General features: G+C 40.7%; 22 protein-coding genes. 1 reads left to right on the top strand and 21 read right to left on the bottom strand.

All coding sequences use genetic code 11. The features are described 5' to 3' along the window. Positions 1 to 26: 26 nt before the first annotated feature. The 9 genes from cysK to DXB52_RS02580 all read right to left on the bottom strand — a co-directional run bounded on the left by cysK (position 27) and on the right by DXB52_RS02580 (position 9,615). The gene (cysK, locus tag DXB52_RS02620; RefSeq protein WP_015530088.1) at positions 27 to 959 is read right to left on the bottom strand and encodes a cysteine synthase A; all 933 of its coding nucleotides are present in this window, start codon (positions 957 to 959) and stop codon (positions 27 to 29) included. A gap of 213 nt (positions 960 to 1,172) precedes the next feature. Further along, entirely contained in the window at positions 1,173 to 1,487 is a 315-nt protein-coding gene (locus DXB52_RS02615) for a type II toxin-antitoxin system RelE/ParE family toxin (protein ID WP_055146569.1), read from the bottom strand. Positions 1,488 to 1,490: 3 nt separating this feature from the next. Then, positions 1,491 to 1,757, bottom strand: coding sequence for a type II toxin-antitoxin system prevent-host-death family antitoxin (locus DXB52_RS02610; RefSeq protein WP_015530086.1), 267 nt, complete (start codon positions 1,755 to 1,757; stop codon positions 1,491 to 1,493). Positions 1,758 to 2,958: 1,201 nt separating this feature from the next. Next, positions 2,959 to 3,321: a sortase gene (locus DXB52_RS02605; RefSeq protein WP_270370767.1), complete on the bottom strand. Its 363-nt coding sequence runs from the start codon at positions 3,319 to 3,321 to the stop codon at positions 2,959 to 2,961. 11 nt (positions 3,322 to 3,332) lie between these two features. Beyond that, positions 3,333 to 3,527, bottom strand: coding sequence for a hypothetical protein (locus DXB52_RS02600; protein WP_207658466.1), 195 nt, complete (start codon positions 3,525 to 3,527; stop codon positions 3,333 to 3,335). A gap of 136 nt (positions 3,528 to 3,663) precedes the next feature. Continuing rightward, on the bottom strand, positions 3,664 to 4,164 hold the full coding sequence (locus tag DXB52_RS02595) for a PTS sugar transporter subunit IIA (protein WP_117836186.1): 501 nt from the start codon (positions 4,162 to 4,164) through the stop codon (positions 3,664 to 3,666). A gap of 2 nt (positions 4,165 to 4,166) precedes the next feature. Continuing rightward, positions 4,167 to 5,606 (bottom strand): 6-phospho-beta-glucosidase, encoded by a 1,440-nt coding sequence (locus tag DXB52_RS02590; RefSeq protein ID WP_118106440.1) that lies wholly within the window; start codon positions 5,604 to 5,606, stop codon positions 4,167 to 4,169. A gap of 38 nt (positions 5,607 to 5,644) precedes the next feature. Beyond that, positions 5,645 to 8,200, bottom strand: a complete 2,556-nt coding sequence (locus DXB52_RS02585; protein ID WP_117860641.1) for a glycosylhydrolase-like jelly roll fold domain-containing protein — start codon at positions 8,198 to 8,200, stop codon at positions 5,645 to 5,647. Positions 8,201 to 8,283: 83 nt separating this feature from the next. Continuing rightward, on the bottom strand, positions 8,284 to 9,615 hold the full coding sequence (locus tag DXB52_RS02580) for a PTS transporter subunit EIIC (protein ID WP_207661747.1): 1,332 nt from the start codon (positions 9,613 to 9,615) through the stop codon (positions 8,284 to 8,286). A 178-nt stretch (positions 9,616 to 9,793) separates the two neighbouring features. On the opposite strand from DXB52_RS02580, the gene DXB52_RS02575 reads away from it, so the two are divergent. Beyond that, positions 9,794 to 10,813, top strand: coding sequence for an AraC family transcriptional regulator (locus DXB52_RS02575; protein WP_118106438.1), 1,020 nt, complete (start codon positions 9,794 to 9,796; stop codon positions 10,811 to 10,813). Between the two features lie 280 nt (positions 10,814 to 11,093). Here the strand turns inward: DXB52_RS02575 and DXB52_RS02570 are convergent, their stop codons facing one another. From DXB52_RS02570 to DXB52_RS02520, 12 genes are all read right to left on the bottom strand, one after another. Next, positions 11,094 to 12,824 (bottom strand): AAA family ATPase, encoded by a 1,731-nt coding sequence (locus DXB52_RS02570; protein ID WP_118106436.1) that lies wholly within the window; start codon positions 12,822 to 12,824, stop codon positions 11,094 to 11,096. Between the two features lie 18 nt (positions 12,825 to 12,842). Then, positions 12,843 to 13,013 carry a hypothetical protein gene (locus DXB52_RS16320; RefSeq protein ID WP_181984671.1) on the bottom strand — a complete coding sequence of 57 codons (171 nt, stop codon included), beginning with the start codon at positions 13,011 to 13,013 and terminating at the stop codon, positions 12,843 to 12,845. A gap of 8 nt (positions 13,014 to 13,021) precedes the next feature. Beyond that, complete coding sequence (locus DXB52_RS02565) at positions 13,022 to 14,452, bottom strand: 6-phospho-beta-glucosidase (protein WP_118106434.1); 1,431 nt, start codon at positions 14,450 to 14,452, stop codon at positions 13,022 to 13,024. Between the two features lie 98 nt (positions 14,453 to 14,550). Then, positions 14,551 to 14,868: a PTS sugar transporter subunit IIA gene (locus tag DXB52_RS02560; protein WP_020436744.1), complete on the bottom strand. Its 318-nt coding sequence runs from the start codon at positions 14,866 to 14,868 to the stop codon at positions 14,551 to 14,553. A gap of 42 nt (positions 14,869 to 14,910) precedes the next feature. Further along, complete coding sequence (locus DXB52_RS02555) at positions 14,911 to 16,224, bottom strand: PTS sugar transporter subunit IIC (RefSeq protein ID WP_118084876.1); 1,314 nt, start codon at positions 16,222 to 16,224, stop codon at positions 14,911 to 14,913. Between the two features lie 56 nt (positions 16,225 to 16,280). Further along, positions 16,281 to 16,592, bottom strand: coding sequence for a PTS sugar transporter subunit IIB (locus tag DXB52_RS02550; protein ID WP_472519915.1), 312 nt, complete (start codon positions 16,590 to 16,592; stop codon positions 16,281 to 16,283). A 262-nt stretch (positions 16,593 to 16,854) separates the two neighbouring features. Next, positions 16,855 to 17,613 (bottom strand): MurR/RpiR family transcriptional regulator, encoded by a 759-nt coding sequence (locus DXB52_RS02545; protein ID WP_227156423.1) that lies wholly within the window; start codon positions 17,611 to 17,613, stop codon positions 16,855 to 16,857. A 62-nt stretch (positions 17,614 to 17,675) separates the two neighbouring features. Beyond that, entirely contained in the window at positions 17,676 to 18,446 is a 771-nt protein-coding gene (locus tag DXB52_RS02540; RefSeq protein WP_020436750.1) for an inositol monophosphatase family protein, read from the bottom strand. Positions 18,447 to 18,517: 71 nt separating this feature from the next. Beyond that, entirely contained in the window at positions 18,518 to 20,128 is a 1,611-nt protein-coding gene (locus DXB52_RS02535) for an AAA family ATPase (RefSeq protein WP_472519913.1), read from the bottom strand. Positions 20,129 to 20,273: 145 nt separating this feature from the next. Beyond that, positions 20,274 to 21,266 carry a LacI family DNA-binding transcriptional regulator gene (locus DXB52_RS02530; RefSeq protein WP_330677902.1) on the bottom strand — a complete coding sequence of 331 codons (993 nt, stop codon included), beginning with the start codon at positions 21,264 to 21,266 and terminating at the stop codon, positions 20,274 to 20,276. Positions 21,267 to 21,390: 124 nt separating this feature from the next. Continuing rightward, positions 21,391 to 22,800, bottom strand: coding sequence for a glucuronate isomerase (gene uxaC, locus DXB52_RS02525; protein ID WP_118106425.1), 1,410 nt, complete (start codon positions 22,798 to 22,800; stop codon positions 21,391 to 21,393). A gap of 98 nt (positions 22,801 to 22,898) precedes the next feature. Further along, a complete protein-coding gene (locus DXB52_RS02520; protein WP_118106423.1) occupies positions 22,899 to 24,206 on the bottom strand; it encodes a TRAP transporter large permease in 1,308 nt (435 codons plus the stop codon). Positions 24,207 to 24,212: the final 6 nt, after the last annotated feature.

The following is a 24,212-nucleotide window of genomic DNA, read 5'->3' as shown; positions in this document are numbered from 1 at the left end:
CCTTGCTGTTGTCTTGATAGTCGTGTTTACTCTGTAAAGAGTGGTGTAGAGTAGTATCTGTCTCCGCTGTCCGGAAGAAGTGCTACGATTGTCTTGCCCTTGTTCTCCGGTTTCTTTGCATATGCAATTGCTCCGGAAAGTGCTGCTCCTGAAGAAATACCTACCAGGATTCCTTCTGTCTTTGCAAGAAGCTTCGCGGCTGCGAATCCTTCGTCATTGTCTGCTTTGTATATCTCATCATAGATCTTTGTATTAAGGACATCCGGTACGAATCCTGCTCCGATTCCCTGAATCTTGTGCGGTCCGCCCTTTCCTTCTGAAAGTACCGGGGATGCTGCAGGCTCAAGTGCTACAACCTTCACATCCGGTTTCTGGGACTTCAGATATTCACCAACACCTGTCAGTGTTCCACCTGTACCAACACCGGCGATAAAGATATCAACATTTCCATCTGTGTCTTTCCAGATCTCCGGGCCTGTTGTCTCTCTGTGTGCTTTTGAGTTCGCCGGATTAACGAACTGTCCCGGGATAAAGCTGTTCGGGATTTCTTTTGCAAGCTCTTCAGCTTTTGCAATTGCTCCCTTCATTCCCTTTGTACCTTCTGTAAGTACGATCTCTGCTCCATATGCTTTGAGGATATTTCTTCGCTCAACACTCATGGTCTCTGGCATGGTAAGAATTGCTCTGTACCCCTTCGCTGCTGCGATTGATGCAAGTCCGATTCCTGTGTTTCCGGAAGTAGGTTCGATGATAACAGAACCTTCTTTCAGGATTCCTTTCTCTTCTGCATCTTCGATCATTGCCTTCGCAACACGATCTTTCACACTTCCTGCCGGATTAAGATACTCAAGCTTTACAAGAATCGTTGCTTCAAGTCCAAGCTCTTTTTCCAGATTCACAGGTTCAACAAGTGGTGTGTTTCCAATCAGTCCAAGTGTGCCTTTATAAATTGCCGCCATAGTCTATATCCTCACTTTCTTTATTAACCTACTTAGTTGGTGTGTTTTTGATGGTTTGTATTATATACTTATAAAACCCATCTGTCAACTATGTTTTAATATTTTTCTACATTTTTTATTATACAATATCGATCGGAGATGTAAATGATTAAAAAATGTAAAAAAATCAGGTATCCGAGATGTTTTACTTTCCCCGATACCTGACTCTTTTATTTAATGAATCAACCAGTTATAATCTTTTCTGCACTCAACAATATACTCCACATATACCGTATCATCCTGTATCTGATAAAGAATCAGATACCATTTTTCAATAAACATCTTATGATATTTATTCGGTGGAATATACGCTTCTTCAAAAAACGGAAAACGCTGCGGCATATGATTCAAGGCGCGGATTGCTGTTATTATTTCCTTCTTCTTTGTGCTGGCGGCATCTTTATTAACCTGAGCCATAAACCGAATATGCGCTCCCAACATTCTCTTTGCCCTGTCAGAAACAATTACTTTGTACTTTTTATCTGCCATTCACTATACCTCTGCAATCACATCCTCAAGATATGCATCCAGTTCATCTACTGTGCATCCACTTCTCCCTGCCATCCGATCCTCTTCGACTGCAAGCAGTTCCTCCCTTAACTTCAACATTTTTTCTCTGCGATTGAAGGTTTCTATATCCATGACAACCAGATCGCCTTCGCCATTTTTTGTAAGAAATACGGGTTCTGCAGTTTTACGACACATATCTGCAATCTCATTATAATTTTGACGGATTGCTGCTGATGGACGAATATTCATACTAGCACCTCCTCAAGTTAACTATAGTAGTATTCTAACCATATTGTATCTTTTTAATGCTATTTCGTCAATCCGATTTTTCTTCTATGTCGTCTCTCGCTCAATCAGTTTCGTTCCGAACACCATGTGCTGTACGCTTGGTTTCCCATCATACGCTCTGTTTCGTAAAAAATTCGTTCGACACTGTCGAACTTTTTCCAAATTTTTCAAAAAATGAGAACCATCTTCTCCACTATACTTTATATGTGTTACTTTTTATGTTGATTTTTCTTAACATATTTGCTATCATATGTTCAGGCTTTATGCCTGGGGTGCTACTTCACATTGACGTGAATGGCGGTTCGCTTTGCGCGGAGAGTTTATAGCTCCGATTACATAGATCATCTCTCATTTGAGAAATCTTGGAGAGGAGAATTGGCCTATGCTGACCATTACTGACCTTATTGCAGTGATTTCACTGTGTGCGACTTTTTATAGTCTTGGTTACGTGCGTGGAAAGCATGATTCCAAGACGCAAAAATAACCGCCCAACGTCCTGAGAAAACTTGAGCGGTTATTTAACCAATTAAAAACATCAGGCGAACCGTCATCGGTAGCACCTTTCTATTTATTATACTAGCATTTCTTTTTTCTTATGTCAAACAAATCTTTTACTCCTCGTTACCGCTCACACGATGTGTGACCGGAAACCTCACACCGCACCGTCACCCTGTTCTTTCCATCCAGCGTACATGTCAGAGCAATAAAATTAGCTTTTCACTTTATGTGTGTTACTTTTTATGTTGATTTTTCTCGACATATTTGCTATCATATGTTCAGGCTTTATGCCTGGGGTGCTACTTCACATTGACGTGAATGGCGGTTCGCTTTGCGCGGAGAGTTTATAGCTCCGATTACATAGATCATCTCTCATTTGAGAAATCTTGGAGAGGAGAATTGGCCTATGCTGACCATTACTGACCTTATTGCAGTTATTTCACTATGTGCGACTTTTTATAGCCTTGGTTACGTGCGTGGAAAGCATGATTCCAAGACGCAAAAATAACCGCCCAACGACCTGAGAAAACTTGAGCGGTTATTTAACCAATTAAAAACATCAGGCGAACCGTCATCGGTAGCACCTTTCTATTTATTATATTAGCATTTCTTTTTTCTTATGTCAAACAAATCTTTCAACTCTTTACCTCACACGATGTGCAAGTTACTGCTCACATGATGTGCAACCAGCAGCCTCACACCGCACTGTCACTCTGTTCTTTCCATCCAGCGTACATGTAAACAAGCTTAACGCCCACTCTCCGCTTGTCATGTCCTTCACGCTTTGTGGAGTCAGTGCCTCTACCGCCGCCACTTTGTATTCGAACCGGTTCCCGGCTGCATCTGTGAAGATCACCTCAGTTCCAACTTCCAGTTCCTTCAGCTTCCCGAAATATGTTCTGTAATTATGTACCGTGATCACGAGATTATCCAGATAAGCACTGCCCGAATAGCGACAAGGTGCCCTCTTCAGAAACGGATAGCTCCACTCACTCAGTACCGGAAGCTTCAGGTCAATCGCCGGTATCTCAAGAATTCCTATACATGCCGCGCCGTTGCTTTTATCGATTTAAGATAGGTGTCAGCAGCTTCCTGTGCTGCCTGAAATACGCCGCTTAACTGCATTGCTGCATCAGCAATTGACCCTGACTTCTCAATCGTAATTTCTCTGTCCTTAAGCTGTGCCTCAGCTTCGTCTAGTCTAGCCTGAAGCTCTATCTCCCGTTTTTTCATCAATATTGTTGCGGTATATTTGTGATTTCTTGTGAATTTTCACCATTTTTCCGTATTTTACACCAAAAAGAGACAGAGCCTTTTCTCGCATTGGAAAAGTATCTGTCTCTTAATTTTTCATCTCTTTCAAAATTGATTAGAATTCAGCGATCACTGTCTCGCCCTGTACTGCATCCATTCCTGTGTGCAGCTTCATATCCGGATAATCGTCTCCGTTCGTAACTACGAGAATACATGTTTTCTCATATCCGTGTGCTTTGATCTTCTCCGGATCAAATGAGAGCAGCTTGTCTCCTGCGCTTACCTTGTCTCCTTCTTTCACGAAGTACTCGAATCCGTCACCTTCCATGTTCACTGTGTCGATTCCTTCGTGGATCAGAAGCTCTACTCCGTTCGCAAGTGTAAGTCCAACTGCATGTCTGGATCCTTCCATCAGTACAGATACTGTTGCGTCACATGGTGCCACGATCACATTCTCAACCGGCTCGATTGCAAGTCCGTCACCTAATGCTTTAGATGAGAACACTTCGTCCTTTACTTCCTCGATTGGTACTACTTTTCCTGACAGATAAGCCTTTACGGCAAATGCCTTTTTCTCCTCTGCAGGAGCCTGTTTTTTCTTAAAAAATGAAAACATACCTACTTCTCGCCTCTTTCTTTTAAACATTGTCCATTGGTCTCAATTACGGTCTTATACCAGTCAAATGATTTCTTCTTTGTACGTCTAAGCGTTCCATTTCCATTGTCATCTTTATCGACATAGATAAAGCCATAACGCTTTTTCATTTCACCGGTTGAAGCACTAACTAAATCAATGCACCCCCATGAAGTATAACCCATAATTTCCACACCGTCAATCTCTACAGCGTCCATCATAGCCAAAATATGTGCTTTTAAATATTCTATACGATAGTCGTCTTCCACATAACCGTTCTCATCCGGCTGATCCACCGCACCAAGTCCATTTTCTACGATAAAAAGCGGCTTCTGATATCTGTCATACAGTGCATTCATTGTAATACGAAGTCCCAGCGGATCGATCTGCCATCCCCATTCACTTGCTTTCAGATGTGGATTCTTTACTGTAGCAAATACATTTCCATCTGTTGTGTCAACGCTTGCATCCGCACTTGCGCATCTGGAAGAGTAGTAAGAAAATGAAACAAAATCAACTGTATTTTCTTTCAGGAGTTTTTCATCTTCTTCTGTAATATCGAGCTGGATTCCTTCTCTTTCGAAGAATTTCTTTGCATAAGCCGGATATTCACCTCTTGCCTGTACATCAATGAAGAAGTAATTTTCACGATCTTTTCCCATCGCTTTCCATACATCTTCTGGCGCACAGGAGTATGGATATGTCTGACCTGCTGCCAGCATACATCCGACCTTATTCTCTGGATCGATCTCATGAGCGATTCTTGTTGCTTCTGCAGACGCTACCAGTTCATGATGTGCTGCAAGATATTTCGCCTGTGTCTCATTTTCTCTTTCTTTAAAGACAAGTCCCGCCCCCATAAATGGAAGGTGCAGAATCATGTTGATCTCATTAAATGTCAGCCAGTATTTTACAAGTCCTTTGTATCTTGTAAAGAGTACTGTTACAAGTTTCTTATAGAACTCAATCAGTTTTCGGTTCTTCCAGCCTCCATACTCTTTGGTCAGATGAATCGGGCAATCAAAATGTGTAATTGTAACAAGTGGCTCAATTCCGTATTTGTGGCATTCTTTAAATACATTTTCATAGAATTGAAGTCCTGCTTCATTTGGTTCTGCATCATCACCGTTTGGAAAGATTCTTGACCAGGCAATCGACAGACGAAATGTCTTGAAACCCATTTCACCTAGAAGCGCGATATCTTCTTTGTAATGATGATAGAAGTCGATTCCTTCCATTGCCGGATAGATATGTTCTGTATCCGGTTCTAGTGTCTCTCCATGTCCAAGCATTACCTTGAATCGGTCTTTTCCTGCCGGACATATATCGACATTGGCCAGCCCTCTTCCATCCACATTATATGCACCCTCACACTGGTTCGCTGCTGTTGCGCCGCCCCACAAAAAATTTTCCGGTAAACTCATCTTACTGCCTCCTGCTGAATTTTTCTGATTTTTCTGATTTATTTTCCCATGTAAAGATGCACCATTCCTTCAACGCCAAACGGTTCAATTGGCAGATAATGGCTGATTGCATCTCTCATCTGTGTACCTAGTGTATTTGTTACCTCAATTGCCAGCCGGTTCTCACCCTCTTTAAGAAGTCCTGTCAACTCAAAGCGATATGGCTTACAGATACGAACACCTGCGGATTTTTCATTTACAAACACTTCCGCTGTCTCATAGGCATTGCCCAGATCAAGCCAAATACTTCTTTCTATATTTTTCTTTTCTAGCTGGGTTGTTCCTTCATAGCGCACGGTTCCGGATTTATTTTCAAATCCTGTAATACTGCTGATCAGATCTAGCTTTTCTGTTGGAACTGTTTCTATGAATTCTGGATAGGAGCAGCTGTCTGCAAATGTTACTTTCCATTTTTCCGGGAGCAGATTGGTTCTGTCTTCCATTTCATCATCTGTACCAAATAATTTCTTGCCACTTTCTCTATCAAATTCTTCAGTGAAAACGGCCTCCAATTTTTCTGCGATCGCCTTCACCTGATTTTCTTCTCCCTGAAGAAATACCACTGATTCATATGGCTGCAGAACAAGCTTTGCTGTCTGTGATACTTCTGTCAAAGTATTGGCAAATGCATCGTAACGGTAGACTGCATTTCCGTCTGAAATTGTCAGTTCTGTGTCGATTGTATTTCCAATATTTTCATTAAATAACATAAGACAATACACATCATTTTTCATATATTCTCCGACTGTAAGCTCCGGATACGCATTAGTAAATTTTACTGCCTGATATTGTCCTAATTCTTTCTGTACATCAAAGTTATAAATCTCTTTTTCAAGATAGATCACACGAACTCCCGACTGCTCTAATTGACTAAGACGCTCTTTTCCCTGCTGTGGCAGGAAAGTGCTATAAGGAACAATCAGCACCTCAAAATTCTGTCCATTGATAATGTACTGTTTCTCCTGCAGCTCTGCGCCTGCAAGGTAATCCAGTGAAATGATATCAAAGCTGATCTGATGTTCCGTCAGTGCTCTTGCCGGTTTCTCGATTGGCATATACTCTCCGCCCCATTCCTGCTCAGCCGGATAGAGCACTCCGACCTTCGCCGGGTGTGTGCCATCCCGGAACAATTCCATCAGACGATTCACATAATTACTGAATGTTGAGAAATACCGAAACTGCGGATTCATTCCATGCGCATAGAAATGCGGTGGGCAGTCGAAGTCCGGGAATTTCTTTGGATCAAAAGCATGTGGAACAATGTGATTGATTCCACGGACGATCAGGTGATCTGCGATCCATTTCATCATCTTCAGTCCTTCATTCCATCCGTAAGCTCCAAAGGCTTCACACATAGAATTCCCGTTCTTGAGTGGATCTAAATGTGCTGCGGATGAAGCCAGTTTTGCAAGTGCATAATGGTAAAATTCTCCATTGCTTCCACCGGTATTGAATGCGTCATGATGATAATTCATCCCCGGAACGATCTGACCTCCGATCACATCGATTCCTGCGTAGTCCATCGTCTCCTGTCCACGGAAATAATGTCCTGTTCCGTAACCGAGTCTTGCATGTGCACCGTTGTCTTCAATTGTATGTCCAAGATACATCACACCATGTGCATGGCACCAGTCCGAAAGAACATTTGTAAAATTATCACGATACAGCTTTGTGATCAGATCCATGTAGCGGTAACGGATTTCTGCTTCAGCACCGTTTGCATTTACCCATAAAAGCGGCAGATATTTTGCATCAAATTCCAGCTCTTTTTCAAGGCCTTCTCTCCATGGAAGAACCATATCAGATCCGATTTGTGCTTCCGTTCCTTTTTTATTTCCAAATCTCGGTTCATCTGAGAAGAAACCTTCAATCAACGTTCCGAAATCATCTTTATAATGTGCATAGTGAGGTTCATAAACCTCATCAATGAGAATTTGCGTTGCTTCTTTTACAAGTGGATTAAGGTAATCTTTTGTCGCCTCTTCACCACCTTTTCTAGTTAGATACAGAATAAAAATACTCCACGCACCGTCTTTAACATCCAATGTCAGAAGGCGTTTTTCCATGTCCATGCAATCCGTAATATCCGTCAGTGTCTCTGCATCAACTGGATCTCCCTGCTCTGTATAACGGCTGCTTCGTTTTGCCATGTAGACTTTCAGGATTCTCTGTTCCGGATCCGGCTTGTCCCACGGTCTTCCTTTTAAAAGCTTTAAATCAATGCGCATCTGTCGCATCGGTCCTTGCACATCATAGCGACGCATATCCAGATATTTCTTCAGATACTGTGGATAGCATTCTTTTACTTTTCCATTCGCATATCCTGTTGGAAAATGAGAATCATCGAGAATCCAGACCTTCATCTCATTTTCTTTTGCTTTCGCAAGAATCAGATCCAGATCACTCCACCACTGATCTCCAACGAAGTCCGGATGTGGGCGTGCCTCAATGCACACCCCTTTCATCCCACTCTCTGCTATCTTGTCCATATATTCACTCAATATCGCATGTTCTTCTCCATGCTGCCAAAAAAATGGATATAATCCGTTCTTCATTTTCTGTCTCCCTTGTATCATTACTAGCTTTTAGTTTTTCTTCTCTTCTTTTCCCTGTACAATGTATGCCAGTACCGCTGACACTATAAATGCGAGTGCTGCACACGCGATAAATCCATAGAAACTGATGTCCAGCCTGCCGGATTGATCATTCCAGGAATACGGAAGAGTCCGTCTCCTGCAAGTGCATATAATTTAGCTCCGAGCCCTCCGAGAATTGCACCGGAGATTCCTCCACCTACCCATGCGCAGGCAAATAATTTCATATTTGGCACAGCGATAGAATAGATTGCCGGCTCTGTTACTCCACAGAGTGCGGATGCAAGACTACCGAATCCGGCGCTACGTTTATCCGGATCTTTTGTTCTAAGTGAATATCCAAGTGCTACTCCGGCAAGTGCCCATACTGTCAATCCGAGAATCGCGTTGATTGGATCGCTTCCAAGTGTAAACAGGTTATTCATCAATACCGGGATAAATGCTGCATGCAAACCAAGGAGAACAACTAACTGCCAGAATGCTCCAAAAAGCAAGCCTCCAAGGATTGGACTGAAATTAAAGATTCCACAAACTACAGTTGAAAGTCCATTAGAAACATACTGCATAACCGGTCCGATCACTAAATAAGAAAGCGGAACTGTCAATGCAAGTACAACTGTAGGAACCATCATTAACTGAATCATCTCTGGAAGCACCTTCTTTGCCAGCTTTTCCACCTTGCTTGCGAAGAAAGATGCCAGAATGATTGGGAATAATGTGTTCGCATAAGTTGTTGTAGATACCGGAATATGGAGGAATGTGATTCCACCTTCTGCTGCAATCGCTGCCACCAGATTCGGATATACAAGCGCCGCTCCGATTGCAGCCGTCGTATACGGATTACAATCAAAAATCTTTCCGCATGAAAATCCTACGATAATCGGCATAAAGTACATAATTGCATCAGATGCTGCATAAAGTACAAGGTATGTTCCATCTGTGTTTGTGAGGATACCCATTGTTGTAAGAATGACAAGGATTCCTTTCAAGATTCCTCCTGCGATCATTGGACCTATCATTGGCATGATACATCCGGAGATCACCTTAAAGAAACGGTTCCAAAGACTGTCTTTTTTCATCACCTGGTAATCTTCTTTATTTACCGCCTTACTGTTCCCTGTGATTCCGGCTTCTGTCTTTACAAACTTAACTACTTCACTTACATGAGTACCAATGATCACCTGGTACTGACCACCCTGATTCATAACGCCTTTGACACCCTTCATCTTGCTCACCTCATCCTTATTTGGAATTGTATCATCCTTCAAAACAAAACGTAAACGTGTCATACAATTTGATACACTAACAATATTTTCTTTCCCTCCAACAGCAGCTACTACTTCCTTTGCCAGCTGTCCATAATCTTCTTTTGCCATGATGTACGTTCCTCCCATTCATCACTCACACTTAATATCTAATAGTTTCTCGAAATGCATTTCTTTATTGTCTATATTATAGCCAACCACATATTAGAAAAAAATATCAGATTCCTCACTTTTTATTGACCATTTCCACACAATCTGCTACACTTCATGCAAAGGAGGTACCTGTCTTATGAATCTGAAAGCACTACATCATTATCTTACCACGTTATCCCCAAGTGAGGAGAAATATCACAATGGATATGTCTATGATGGCTGGAAAGATATGCCGAGAAAACAATGTAATGGCGTAGAATACACTATATTGGACTTAGATGTTGCTTATTCCCCACTTGACAACAAGCCAGCCGATCACTCTCCCGGACTTAATGCGGAACTCTCGGAAATATCAATTAAGAAGAATTCCCGCTTCAGTACAGTTCCAGAACATATCCATACCCACATTGAGATTAACTATGTCTATTCCGGAAGCTGCCCGCAGGTTATTGACGGACACCCGATCACTCTGCAAAAGAACCAGGTTCTCCTGATTGACACAAACTGCCCGCACTCAATTGCTCCGCTTGGAGAGAATGATATCATGATCAGCATTATCCCCAAGACGGACTTTCTGCGTGAGCATATGTTTAATCAGTTTTCTAATGACAGTATACTCTCCCGCTTTTTTATTAATGCGATCAACGAAAAGACTGACCATGACCACTACCTGCTTTTCCACTCAGAAAACGACCGTAGAATTCCGATGTTCTTTAATGAACTGTTCTGTGAGTGCTTTGATCCATCCATTAATTCTACAGATATCATCATGCATCTTTTTTACACGATCATGGCGGAATTGATCAATGTCTATGAAGACGATTTGACAAGGGGGGACTCCTACTCACACAACAGCGTTGTGATTCCTATGCTGCGTTATATGGAACGGAATTTCAGAACATGTACACAGGAATCTGTCGCTGACTTTTTCCATATCAGTCCAAACTATGTCACGCGTCTTCTCAAGAAATATACCGGTATGACTTATATTCAATTGATCCAGGCGCAGAAACTGCAGACTGCCGCCAACCTGCTGAGACAGACAGCACTTCCGGTAACCGAAATTGCCCAGCGAGCCGGATATGAAAATGTCACCTTCTTCTATAAGAAATTTCAGGAGAAGTATCACTGCCAGCCGGGGGAGTATCGGGGGTAGGTGAAAAACTTATACCCTTTATTTTACCTCTTCATAGGTTCAAAAAAGAAGAGTCAATATTTCTGGATTTCTTAACAAACTCGAATATTGACCCTTCTTCGCTATTATTTATAACTCAATTTTTTTGTTTATAAAATGTGGATAACTTTTCATAATCCCGCCAGATCCACCTCATATCTACATTTTTCCGAGGTTATTCGATGTGTTTCGTTACATTTTTCCGCGTTTTTTATCGGTTTCTGTAACATTTTTCTGCACTTTTTCACTATGTTTTGTAACATTATTCTCGCATCCCGATTAGAATCTTCTTTCCTTCAAATGCAAATCCATAATGTCTGATTTCTTCTTTTTTGAATCCACGTGCAAAAAGCTGTGCATCATAGTTCATTTCTTCAATCTGATTCAGCGCATGCTCCACTGTCTCTTCCAACGTTTTTTCTTTCCTTGAGTTACGAACTTTAAACTCCATAATGATTGCAGGATATTGTTTATCTCCCTGTTCCCTTGGAATCATCATTACATCATATCTTCCAAATCCGCTCTCTCGATTCGAACAGATTTCATATTGATCTGCCTGATCCGCAATCAATCCCAATACAAAGCCATGATAAAATCGTTCCGGCTCACTTGGTCCTTCTTCATTTCCTGATGTGTCAAAGTAACTAAATGTTGCCATTGAAACCTGATTCATATAATAGTTCATCGCATCCAGATCACCGGCGAGCAGTGCCTTCATAAATTGATTATAATTCGATCTGCTCTGATGAAACCATCCCTTAAATAAATTTGAGAACATTGCGGTTGTTTCCAAATTAGTAATCATCAGATGATACCATGGTTCTCTTAGAACTCCTCGATATTCTACGTCTGTTGCCTTCAGATATCCGCTTGCCAGCATCAGACTCCAGATGGCATTCTCATCCTGATCCAGCTGTTCAAACACAATCTGTTCGTCAAAATTTACTACGATTTCTTTTCCTTGCAGAAGCTCTTCCATCCGTTCTTTGATTTCCGATGAGGATTGTCTGATCAGTCGATTGATCAAACCATTCGAACTTGTATCTGCCCAATACGGACGCAATTGTTTTTTATCCAGATAGTTTGTGATAGACCACGGATTATAAATGTCTTTCTGTTTTCCAAATATAAATCCGTCATACCAGGATTTTACAAGCTGTTTTTCTTGTGACATTCCCATTGTTTCCAATGCATGGAATACTTCTTCTTCAGTAAATCCAAAGCTTGATTCATATTCTTCTGATGTTGTTGTAACAACATTTAAGTTGTTCAAATCAGAAAATACCGATTCCTTCGACACTCTCGTGATGCCAGTCATCATTGCTCTTTCAAGATATGGATTGGTTTTAAATGTTGCATTGAAAAAGTTTCTTATAAAAGCAATGAATTCTTCCCAATATTCATAGAGATATGCTTCTTGCATCGGTGTATCGTATTCGTCCAGAAGAATCAGAACTTTCTTCTCATAATAACGATACAGACAATTGGACAGATTCTTAACTGCATTGCAGATTGTATCATTTGCTACCGGTTCTTTCATTCCTGGATTCTTGGCGTAATTATCCAGTTCTTCAAAGCATCTTCGCTCACCTTCTGTAAGGCCGTTCCATTCCAGGAGATAACGATGCTCGGAATATGCTTCATTGATCGCCATGATGATTCCATCTCTTGCATCCTGATAATCAGCACCTTTAATTGTAGCAAAGCTAATGAATATCACTGGATATGTTCCTTGTAATTTCTGATATTTTTCTTCTTTCCAGACAGAAAGATCTTCGAATAATTTCTTCTTATCCGTATATAGGTTCGAGAAGAAATTATTCAGCATACTCATATTTAATGTCTTGCCAAAACGACGAGGTCTTGTAATCAGTGTGATCTCATCCTGTGATTCCCACCATTCTCTGATCAGGTCAGATTTATCTATATAAAAGCAGTTGTTCTCCCGCAATGATGCGAAATTTTGTTTTCCAATGCTTATTACCGGATGCATAATATTTCCCCTCGCTTTCTACTCTGCAACTTTATCTACACAATCTGATACTACTAGTATTGTAACATTGTTCACTAAAATACTCAACAAATCCCATTTGCCCAATACTATAAAATCAGTAACCAAAAAAGTGTCTATATCAGAACCTTTTATCGTTCCTTGATATAGACACTCTTCTTTAACAATCATCTTGTCAACTAATTGATATTTTCGCCGTTTGTTGAAATAACTTCTTTATACCACTCGAAAGAATCTTTCTTTCTTCTGGACAAATCTCCTGTTCCATCATTATGTTTATCCACATAGATGAATCCATATCTCTTATCCATCTCACCGCTTCCTGCACTGACAAGGTCGATGCATCCCCATGGTGTATAACCCATCAGATCTACACCATCTTCCTCTACCGCCTTTTTCATTTCTGAAATGTGGTGTTGCAGATATTCTACACGGTATGGATCGTGGATGCTTCCATCCTCTTCTAAAGTATCATATGCTCCAAATCCATTTTCTACAATAAACAATGGTACTTTGTAGCGATCTGTAAACCAGTTCAATGAATAGCGCAGTCCAATCGGATCAATCTGCCATCCCCATTCACTTGCCTTTACATACTGATTCTTTATACGATCCTTTTCTCCACGGTAATCATATTCCGGATTGTCTGGTTTTGCTTTTGTACAGAAAGACATATAATAACTGAAACCGATGTAATCGACACAGCCCTGTTTTAACACTGCAAGATCTTCTTCTGTTACGTCAATCTTAAGGTCTTTTCTTTCCCAGTATTTCAAAATATTTACAGGGTATTCTCCTTTTACATGCACATCTGTATAATAATATCTTTTCTGCATGGCTTTTTCAGCCTGCAGTATATCTTCCGGACGGCAGGTAGCCGGATAAATCGGGCACATTGCGATCATGCAGCCAATCTGAAATTTGGGATTGATCTTATGTCCTGCTTTTATCGCTTCGGCACTGGCAACCAGTTCGTAGTGAGATGCCTGATACATCAATTCTTCTACATTTTCTTCTGGTTTAACTACAATCCCGGAATTAGCGTAAAGCATGAATCCGTCACCGATATCTGCCTGGTTGTTAATCTCATTAAATGTCATCCAATATTTTACTTTGTCTTTGTATCGCTCAAAGCATGTTACTGCAAATTTCACGAAGAAATCAATCAGTTTTCTGTTTCTCCATCCACCGTACTCTTGTACAAGATGCAGAGGCATCTCAAAGTGACTCAGTGTGATCACTGGTTCGATTCCATATTTCAGACATTCATCAAACATGTCATCATAGAATTTTAATCCGGCTTCATTCGGCTGCTCTTCATCACCATTTGGGAAGATACGTGTCCATGCAATACTTGTACGGAAACACTTGAATCCCATTTCCGCAAATAAGCGGATATCTTCTTTATAGTAATCATAAAAATCGATTGCTTCATGATTCGGATAATTCTCGCCTTTTAGTATTTCACCTGTTATTCTTCTTCTTGTATTTACATCTCCGCTGGTTACAACGTCCATAATGCTCAAGCCTTTTCCATCTCGATCATAGGCACCCTCCAGCTGATGAGCAGCAACTGCGCCGCCCCAGAGAAAATCTTTTCGAAATCCCATTGTTATTTCCTTCCTGTTGTCTTAATTGCTTTGTATAATAGTGTTGGGGGCTTTTGCCCCCAACTTTTCTGTTTCTATATCCAATTACATCTTGATGATTATTTCTCATCAATTCTCTTATACAGTGCAATGAATTCATCTGCGAGAATACGGAAACTCTCTGCACTCATAAGCTGATCTTCTGCATGCATCAGAAGCATGTATCCATTAGAAATCTCTCCGTTTGCATCCATTGTCAGAAGGTCTGCATGAGCGTTATGCCCAAGTGAAAAGGCTTCATCTCCTTGTTTGATCAGCTCTGCTGCCTCATCATATTTTCCCTCTTTCGCACAATGGATTGCATTGATAAAATGTGTTCTTGCTGTACCTACATATGTAATAATCTGAAAACATGCCAATTCAAATTTTTCGTCCATTTTTGTCTCCTGTCCTGCTTTTATTATTTTTAAATTCTGATTTTACCAGTCTTCATCCTCATCTTCTACTGGCTGATTCTTCTCCTGAACCAGATTCATCTTGTCAACCTTCTTAATGAATGGCAGATAAACAAAGAATGAAACACAAAGGATTACTAACTGAAGCAAAGCACTTTTCCATCCTGCTAAAAGGAATCCTGAGATAATCGGTGGACAAGTCCATGGGATCTGTGTTGCTCCATATAATGGGCAGATTCCTGTATACAGTGCAAAATACTGGATTAAACATGCGATCACAGGCATTCCAATAAACGGAATTGCAAGCATTGGGTTCATAACGATCGGAGTACCAAACAGAACTGGCTCATTGATTCCAAATAATGCCGGAATAATTCCAACTTTACCAAGTGCTTTCAACTGTTTTGATTTTGCAAAGAAGAACATATACATTACAAGTCCGATTGTGATACCTGCACCTGTTATATTGATAAACTGATCATAAAACTGCTGTGTTACAATATGGCCTCCGTTTGCTATTGTAAGTTCTACACCACTGTCAATAATAGCCTGGTTTGCAAGACTGTTTGCCTGTAAAAGTCCTGTCATGATTCCACCAACTACTGTTGAACCATGAACTCCGAAGAACCACAGGAATGGTCCTGTAAAGCACATCAGAACTGCTCCACCAAGGGAGTCTGTCATTTTCTGAAGTGGTGTCTGAACAACTTTGTAAATAATTTCCATACCTGTTGTGTTGAATCCAATAGAACAGATACCGTGAATTACTGCAGTCCCTGTCAGGATTACGAATGCCGGGATTAATGCTGAGAATGCATTTGTTACACCTTCCGGAACTCCGGCCGGCATTTTAATACGTATATTTTTCTTCAAAAACCAGCAGTAAACAAGCGGTACGATCAATCCGACAATGATTGCTCCAATCATTCCCTGTCCTGCTGTCCATGTCTTATCAATGATTCCACCAACAACTTCTCCACTTTCTGTTGTTTTGGACGAAGGCATCAGAATCAAGAATGATGCCAATGAAATAATTGCACAGTTGAGTGGTTCCTGATTTTCCAGTTTCGCATAGCTATAGCTGATACCGATAACTGCGATCATCGCACTGATGGAGAATGTTGCGCCACATGCCTGATCTAATACTGCTTTGATTCCTGTAGACTCTAATACATCGACAACTGCCTTTATCGGAAAGTTTGACAGGATCAGGAAGATTGATCCGATGATCAGAGGAGACATGGAAGTCACCATACCATTTTTTATTGACTGTATTCCCTTTGTATTAATAAACTTAAGGATCACAGGGATTACTTTTTCGTTAAATTTCTCTTTCATTTGCTGCTACCCTTTGCTCTGTTTTTTTGCTTTAAATTGTGTATCTTTGTTTTCTCTTATTTATTTTTCGCAAGCTTATATGCAAATTTCAAAACATTCATTCCATTGCACATTCCATAATCCTGCATTGGGATCACATCTACCGGAACCCCTTTTGGATCACAGATCTCTTTTGCTCTGGCAAGCTGATATCCTACCTGTGGTCCGAGCAGTGCTACATCCACGCCTTCAATCATGCGTTCCATATCTGTAAATGGATATGCTGCGATGTCAGCATCTTTTCCTTTTTCCTTTGCTGCCTCTTCCATCTTTTTTACCAGAAGACTTGTTGACATTCCTGCTGCACAAAATAATCGAATTACCATGATTGTTTCCTCCTTAATTTTTTCCCATTTGTTTTGATGGTGCTAGTATAACAGGCATTTTCCATTTTGTCAGTACTTTTTCCTGTTTCTGGTTTCCGTTCCATATAGACGGAATTTGTTACATAAAAAAAACAGGGCATTCTACTTTATTGTGTAAAATGCACTGTTTTCCTTTTCCTTTTTTGTATATTATGATACTTTTTCGTGTATCCTGTTTTTTTTGTTACTTATCTGGTTACTATTCGTACCATTACATTCTACAACCTTAATGAAATAAGTCTTCCATATCATTTTGAAACAGATCATCTGTATCGTTATGGACGCCCTCCAATTCTCTTCCGATTAATTCCAAAATAAAAACGACTGCCATTTGGGATGTCAGATCATAATTTTCGTCTTTTTTATACTCTGAAACATAATAATTTATATTGCAGTCACTCATCTTCGCCAAAGAACAGTTTGCCTTATTTGTAATAGATATCAGGCTGCTCCCTCTTCTTTTCAGCTTTTCTGCCAGCATCAGTGTCTGCTCTGTCTCTCCTGATACAGACAATGCAACCGTAGCTGTCCTCTCACCTTTTCCGCGAAATACCGGAGTAAATGGATCATCAATTGCAAAAGAAAACCAACCTACATTATTAAAATATCTTGCTCCATACTTTCCTATAATAGAAGAATTTCCCACTCCTACAAATATAATTGACGATGCCTTTGTAAGTAACTTCACAGCTTCCTGGATATTCTCAGCAAATGCCTGTGTCTGCACCCTCTCAAAGAAATCTTTAACCGCAGTAAGATCCATATTGATTTTCTTCTGTTCTTTGCTGTTGACTTCCTGTTTTAATTTCAAACGAAATTCAGAATATCCCTCGCATCCTACCTTTTTACAAAAGCGAAGGATCGTTGTTGTCGAAACATGAACCTCCTCTGCCAGTTCACGTACTTTCATATATACTACTTTCTCTTCATTGCTGATAATATAATTATATACATCCATCTCCAACTGATTAAAAGACTTTATCATCTCATGCGTAAACATATGAATTCAGTTCCCTTCTATTTTTTCTCTCTATTCCATTCTTCTGATTATTCACTCAACAACTGGCTTGCTTCCTTCCAGCACTGCCGTCCTGCTGCCAGGATGGAACACGGCTGATCCAACGTGATCATTCCACCCTCTGCTGTTGAGATAAACCCTCCGGCTTCCATCACGATCAGTGATGCTGCCGCATAATCCCACGGATACAGCATTAGTTCAAGATAGACTCCATTTGCACCGGATGCCACACGGCAGATATCAAGTGCTGCAGAACCACCGGCACGAATTCCAAGGCTGTTCAGATACAGCTTCTTCGCATGGTCAAAGATTCTGTCTGTATCTTCTGTCTGATACCGTGCAGTTCCGAATGCAACCAGATTATCTGCAAGTCCTTTATCCGAACAGTGAATCTCTTTTCCGTTCAGCTTCGCCCCTTCACCTTTCACAGCGGAATACATTTCTCTTGTGTAAGGGTTGTAAACACAGCCAAACAGCATTCTTCCAAACTTTGTCAATCCGACTGAAATGCAACTATGCTTGTAATCAAAAATAAAGTTCGTCGTTCCGTCAATCGGATCTATAATGAAACAATAGCCATCTCCAAGTTCCTGCTGCATCCCGTCTTCCTCTGCAAGAAATGTCGCTTCCGGTATAAGCTGACGCAGGTTCTGAATCAGATAAAACTGAATCTCCTTGTCATGCTTTGTCACAAAGTTTGCGGTTCCTTCTTTATCAAAAACTGTCAGTTCCTCGTCCTGTGCCTGAAGCATCAGTTCCCCTGCCAGTGTCACTATCTTCATGATTTCATCGTATAACATGTTGGTTGTAGTCCTTTCCTGTTTTCAAGAATGCTATTTAATCAATGCGTTTCCTTTTTATTCATACAATCTTACAGATTCCATTTTTCGATAATACAGCTATGTTTTTTCGTCTTTTTATCGTAATTAATACCTGCTAAGAGCAAATCACCTTGATAATCTTTCAGTGCATCTATATATTCTTTATTTTTAATCTGCTGTATCGCACCTTCTGCACTTTTATCCCACTTCAGTTCAATCATAACAGCTGGTTTATCAAGATGAATTTTTCTTGGTATCATACAAATATCCGCAAATCCTCTACCACCTGGCATTTCTCTAATAATAGTATAATATTCTCTTGCAAAGTAAAATGCCAGATTAACTGCACAGCTTAATGAGTTCTCATCATTGTACTCCAATATTGAAATCTCTTTATGAGCCTGTTCAATTCCATTTGCAACCTTTTCGCTATCCATATCCCACAATGCTTCCAACAATTTTCTAGAAGCATTTATTGACCGAATTACTTCTGTCCAATCCATTGTACTGATTGCATTTACGTATTCCTGAGACACTTCTCTATTTGGGATTTCAACTGTTTCTTTCTCATTATCATAGGTCAGATATCCCAAGTGTACCAACAAGGTCAATACATCATCTTTTGTTGCAAATGTTGTCATATCATTGCTGAATGTTCCTGTATTGATGCGTGCGCTTTCTCCTGCAAGTATTTCAATAATGATATCTTTCAATCCATCCATGTTCATCTGAATATATACTTTGAGTGCTTCGTACGTCTCTGTCTGATTCCAATATGTTCCGAATTTTCTCTTCTGCATGGCTTCTACTACAGATTTCGGACTATACATGGAATGAACTTTTCGCACTCCATCTTCGTGTGAAATCAAATGATACCCATTGTACCACGCACTTGCTTCTTCAAAACTCATTTCATATTTTTTGCATAAAATTTCAACTTCTGTTTCTGTAAAACCAAAGTACTCTGCCAGATCGCCCGGATCTGTCATGGAATATTCTGTGAACATATTGAGTGCGGAGTGAGAACCATATTTTTTGATTGGAAGAATTCCTGTCATATAAGCCAACGCCACATACTCTTTATCTTTCAACCAGAATCTTAAAAAATCCAGATATTTTTTCTGCGCTTCCTGATCTTGCTGATATTCTCGAAACAGACAGTCCCACTCATCAATTAATATTACAAAAGGATGTTTTGTATAACTATAAACATCTTTCATTACCTGAACCAGATTGTTTTCGTCACGGAATCGTACCTGTCCATACTGTTCTTTCAGGTCAAAGAGGAGGTAATCATTTAACATTCGAAGCATCTGATCTATATTTTCGGTTGCACTAAGGAATTCCTGCATATTTATTTTCAAAACATCATATTGATTCAAATGTTTTTCATATTCTTTCGTGCTGCTGATTTTTAATTCTTGAAACAATTCCTTTGTATCTACACTTCTGTCATAATAAGCCGCAAGCATATCAACACCCATAGATTTTCCGAATCTTCTTGGTCTGCTCACGCAAATATATCTCTGTAATGTTCGCACACAGCGATTTGTTTTTTCTATCAATCCGCTTTTATCAACAAATATCTGTGATCTCAAAGCCATTTCAAAAAGATCACTTCCTGGATTCAGATAACCTCCCATACTTCTGACAACCTCCATTTTTCTATACAGTCCGTTTCATGTGCTTCTATCTTATCATGATTTTCCTCATTAATCTATAGATATCCGGGGCAAAAGGTCAGACAAAAAAATCGAGAATGTATCCCCATACACTCTCGATTTCGCATCACCATTCTTCTTTTTTCTAAAAATCTGTCGTGCACCGCTTCACGATCTCGCAAGGCACAACTACATTTTTCTCAATCTCTTCCTGCTTCTCCAGAAGGCTGATCATATGATCTACAGTTGTCTTGCAAAGCACATTAAGCTTACTGTCCACGGAAGTCAGCTCCGGTTCGCTACTGATTGCCATAATGGAATCATTGTATCCACTGATCGATAGTTTTTCCGGAACGGAGATAGCTTTCACCTTCGCATATTTCACTGCTCCGACTGCCATCGCATCGTCTGTTGCAAGTACTCCGTCAAACTCCAGAGTTCTGCTGTATTCTAAGAGGAGATTCTTCGTATATTCAATGTCATTCTTCGTGCGGAATTTCAATTCGCCTCTGATCGGATATCCTGCGTCTGCAAGTGCAGCCTCATATCCTTTCATCTTCTGGCGTCCGCTGAAGGAATCTGAATCATACATGAAGAGGATTCTCTCTCTTCCTCTGCGAATCATGGACTTTGTCACTTCATAAGTTGCATGATAATCATCTGCGCAGGCGCAATAGATATTTTTGCCACACACTCTACCGTTGATGATAAAGATTGGTGTCTGTTCTGCGGCTTCTCTGATGTAATCTGTGTCATCCTCGTCTTTTCCATTCCCTGCATAAGTGGAACCTACAAGTACGAGGGTGTCAATCTTCTTTGACAATAACAGATTCACGTAATTTTCTTTCTCTTTCTGCTTGAATCCACTGCAGCCGAGGATACAGTCGTATCCGTATTCATGTAAACGGCTTTCTAAATAAGAAACAGCTTTAGACATGTAACTGTCTGAAATATCCGGACAAATGATTCCCACTGTCTTCATTGATCCAAGTCCAAGACCTCTCGCGAAGACATTCGGCGTGTAATCATTCTCCTCCATGACAGCCAACACTTTCTGTTTTGTTTTCTCGCTTACTCTCGGGCTTCCATTGACCACTCTGGACACAGTTGCAATGGACACACCAGAAAGCTTCGCTATATCATATATGTTAATCGTCGTGCCCTCTCTTTCTAATTTCTGTCATCCATGAATGGTTTTTCCTTTCACAAGCGACTCTACAGATAAATTTTAACGCAAATTTCTCGTTATTTCAACCTCGAAACTATTCCACATCAAATCCAAAGTATTTCACTGCATTATCATAGGAAATACCTTTTACAATCTTCTCAAGTACCTTATAGTCAGCCGGGTACTCTCCGTTCTCTACCCATCCTCCGATGAGTTCACAGAGGATTCTTCTGAAGTACTCATGTCTTGTATAAGACAGGAAACTTCTGGAGTCTGTCAGCATACCTACGAAATTAGACAGAAGCCCCAGGTTTGCAAGGGATGTCATCTGAGCGATCATACCTGTCTTGTGATCGTTGAACCACCATGCGCTTCCCTGCTGGATCTTGCCTGCTGCCTCTGTTCCCTGGAAGCATCCGAGAATTGTTCCGATTGCTTCGTTATCACATGGATTCAGAGAATACAGGATGGTCTTCGGAAGCTCATCTGTTGCGATCAGTGAGTTAAGGAAATCTGCTGTCTGTGCACTTGGAGCATAGTTGTTGATACAGTCGAATCCTGTATCCGGTCCGAGCTTTGCATACATCAGGGCATTGTTATCACGCTTGCAGCCGTAATGGATCTGCATTACCCAGTTCTTTTTGTGGTAAGCTCTGGCAACAAACTGCATGAATGCCATCTTGAACTTCATTTCCTCTTCTCTTGATACACCTTCGCCAGCGAGTGCTTTCTTGAAGATCGCATCTACTTCTTCCTCAGAAGCTGGTGCATACATTACATATTCCAGAGCATGGTCAGACACACAACATCCCATAGAATCAAAGAAATCCATTCTGTTCAGGATTGCTTCTTTCATGGTTGCGAAGTCTTTTACTTCAATTCCGCTTACTTCTGAAAGTGTCTTAATGTAATCAGCATATTCCGGTTTCTCAAGGTTCATTGCCTTGTCCGGACGCCATGCAGGAAGTACTTTTACTTCAAATGTCTCATCCTCTGCCAGTTTCTTATGCCATTCAAGAGAATCTACCGGATCATCTGTTGTACAAATCAATTTTACATTAGACTGACGGATCAGATTTCTTACAGACATTCCATCTTCCTGCAACTTTGCGTTGCACAGGTTCCATACTTCCTCTGCTGTCTCGCCACACAGATGTCCTGTATATCCGAAATATCTCTGCAGCTCTAAGTGGCTCCAATGATACAGCGGGTTTCCGATTGCTTTCTCAAGTGTCTCTGCCCATTTCTGGAATTTTTCACGGTCGCTTGCGCCACCTGTAATATAATATTCATCCACACCGTTAGAACGCATCTGACGCCATTTATAATGATCTCCGCCAAGCCATACCTGTGTAATATTCTCAAATTTTCTATCCTCTGCAATTTCCTGCGGATTGATATGACAATGATAATCTACGATTGGCATATTTTCTGCGTACTCGTGGAAAAGTTTCTGTGATGTCTCTGATGATAATAAAAAGTCTTTGTCCATAAATGCTTTCATCTTACTATTCTCCATTTCTAACTCTTATTAATTGTAGTTTAAAGAGCGCACATAGAATTGTTGCGCGCTCTTTGTGTGTATCAAAACAGGCGGATTCTTTAGATATATCCGAGTAGTTTTGGAAGTGTCAGGCTGAGTGCCGGAATGTATGTTACCAGCAGCAGTACGATAAAGATTGCTGCGAAATATACGAGCAGCTGTTTAAATACGGTTTCGATCTTAACGCCTCCGACTTTAACACCAACGAAGAGTGTTGTTCCAACCGGTGGAGTGATTGTTCCGATACACAGGTTGAAGATCATCATGATTCCGAAGTGGATCGTGTTCATTCCGAGTGCTGTACATACCGGAAGAAAGATTGGTGTAAAGATCAGGCAGGCTGGTGTCATATCCATGAATGTTCCAACTACAAGAAGGATGACATTGATCAGAAGGAAGATGACATATTTGTTGCTGCTGATTGCAAGAAGTCCTGCAGATACGATTGCCGGAATATTTGTAAATGCCATAACCCATGACATGATACTGGATACTCCAATCAGGAAGATGATGATTCCTGTCATCTCTGCACTGTCCTTGAAAATCTTCGGAAGCTCTTTGATCTTGATTGATTTATACACAAACAGAGAAAGACACAGGCTGTATACTACTGCCACTACAGATCCTTCTGTTGCTGTGAACACACCAAAGATGATTCCCCCGATAACGATTACGATCAGAAGCAGACATGGGAGTGCCTGAAGGATTACATTTCCTGCTTCTTTGGCTGTGAATTTTGTCTTTGCGCGGTAGCCTCTCTTCTTGGCAATGAAATAGACTACGAGCATACATGCAAGTCCCCAGAGGATTCCCGGGATATATCCTGCCATGAAAAGTGCTGCTACAGAAGTTCCTCCACTTACAAGTGAGAATGTGATCATTACGTTACTTGGTGGAATCAAAAGTCCTGTCGGTGCTGTTGCGATATTAACTGCTGCTGAGAAGTTCGGGTCATATCCTTCTTCTTTCTCGATTGGTCCGATGATAGATCCCATAGCGGATGCTGCGGCTGTACCGGAACCGGAGATGGAACCAAAGAGCATGTTGGCGAGAACATTTGTCTGGGCCAGTGCTCCAGGTGCACGGCCTGTGATAAGTTTTGCAAGGTTGATCAGGCGGACTGCGATACCACCTTTATTCATAATATTTCCTGCAAGGATGAAAAACGGAATAGCCAGCAGACTGAATACGGAGATTCCGGAGAAAATTCTCTGGGATCCTGTCAGAACGGCTACATCTACATCCATGACCGGAAGAATTGCACATACAGAAGATACTCCAAGCGCTACTGCGATCGGCACTCCTGCAATCAGCATGATTACAAGAAGGACTAAAATAATTAATCCTGACAATACTGCTATATTCATCTTCTA

Source organism: Ruminococcus sp. OM04-4AA (genome assembly GCF_003462585.1).
Lineage (GTDB): Bacteria > Bacillota > Clostridia > Lachnospirales > Lachnospiraceae > Mediterraneibacter > Mediterraneibacter faecis.
The sequence above is the reverse complement of the archived record's forward strand: the minus strand, read 5'-3'. Positions and strand labels throughout refer to the sequence as shown.

Bases quoted from the DNA above. Each gene is read 5' to 3' on its own strand.
- cysK (WP_015530088.1), bottom strand. From the start codon at position 959: ATGGCGGCAATTTATAAAGGCACACTTGGACTGATTGGAAACACACCA.
- DXB52_RS02615 (WP_055146569.1), bottom strand. From the start codon at position 1,487: ATGGCAGATAAAAAGTACAAAGTAATTGTTTCTGACAGGGCAAAGAGA.
- DXB52_RS02610 (WP_015530086.1), bottom strand. From the start codon at position 1,757: ATGAATATTCGTCCATCAGCAGCAATCCGTCAAAATTATAATGAGATT.
- DXB52_RS02600 (WP_207658466.1), bottom strand. From the start codon at position 3,527: ATGAAAAAACGGGAGATAGAGCTTCAGGCTAGACTAGACGAAGCTGAG.
- DXB52_RS02595 (WP_117836186.1), bottom strand. From the start codon at position 4,164: ATGTTTTCATTTTTTAAGAAAAAACAGGCTCCTGCAGAGGAGAAAAAG.
- DXB52_RS02590 (WP_118106440.1), bottom strand. From the start codon at position 5,606: ATGAGTTTACCGGAAAATTTTTTGTGGGGCGGCGCAACAGCAGCGAAC.
- DXB52_RS02585 (WP_117860641.1), bottom strand. From the start codon at position 8,200: ATGAAGAACGGATTATATCCATTTTTTTGGCAGCATGGAGAAGAACAT.
- DXB52_RS02580 (WP_207661747.1), bottom strand. From the start codon at position 9,615: ATGGCAAAAGAAGATTATGGACAGCTGGCAAAGGAAGTAGTAGCTGCT.
- DXB52_RS02575 (WP_118106438.1), top strand. From the start codon at position 9,794: ATGAATCTGAAAGCACTACATCATTATCTTACCACGTTATCCCCAAGT.
- DXB52_RS02570 (WP_118106436.1), bottom strand. From the start codon at position 12,824: ATGCATCCGGTAATAAGCATTGGAAAACAAAATTTCGCATCATTGCGG.
- DXB52_RS16320 (WP_181984671.1), bottom strand. From the start codon at position 13,013: ATGATTGTTAAAGAAGAGTGTCTATATCAAGGAACGATAAAAGGTTCT.
- DXB52_RS02565 (WP_118106434.1), bottom strand. From the start codon at position 14,452: ATGGGATTTCGAAAAGATTTTCTCTGGGGCGGCGCAGTTGCTGCTCAT.
- DXB52_RS02560 (WP_020436744.1), bottom strand. From the start codon at position 14,868: ATGGACGAAAAATTTGAATTGGCATGTTTTCAGATTATTACATATGTA.
- DXB52_RS02555 (WP_118084876.1), bottom strand. From the start codon at position 16,224: ATGAAAGAGAAATTTAACGAAAAAGTAATCCCTGTGATCCTTAAGTTT.
- DXB52_RS02545 (WP_227156423.1), bottom strand. From the start codon at position 17,613: ATGATAAAGTCTTTTAATCAGTTGGAGATGGATGTATATAATTATATT.
- DXB52_RS02540 (WP_020436750.1), bottom strand. From the start codon at position 18,446: ATGTTATACGATGAAATCATGAAGATAGTGACACTGGCAGGGGAACTG.
- DXB52_RS02535 (WP_472519913.1), bottom strand. From the start codon at position 20,128: ATGGAGGTTGTCAGAAGTATGGGAGGTTATCTGAATCCAGGAAGTGAT.
- uxaC (WP_118106425.1), bottom strand. From the start codon at position 22,800: ATGAAAGCATTTATGGACAAAGACTTTTTATTATCATCAGAGACATCA.
- DXB52_RS02520 (WP_118106423.1), bottom strand. From the start codon at position 24,206: ATGAATATAGCAGTATTGTCAGGATTAATTATTTTAGTCCTTCTTGTA.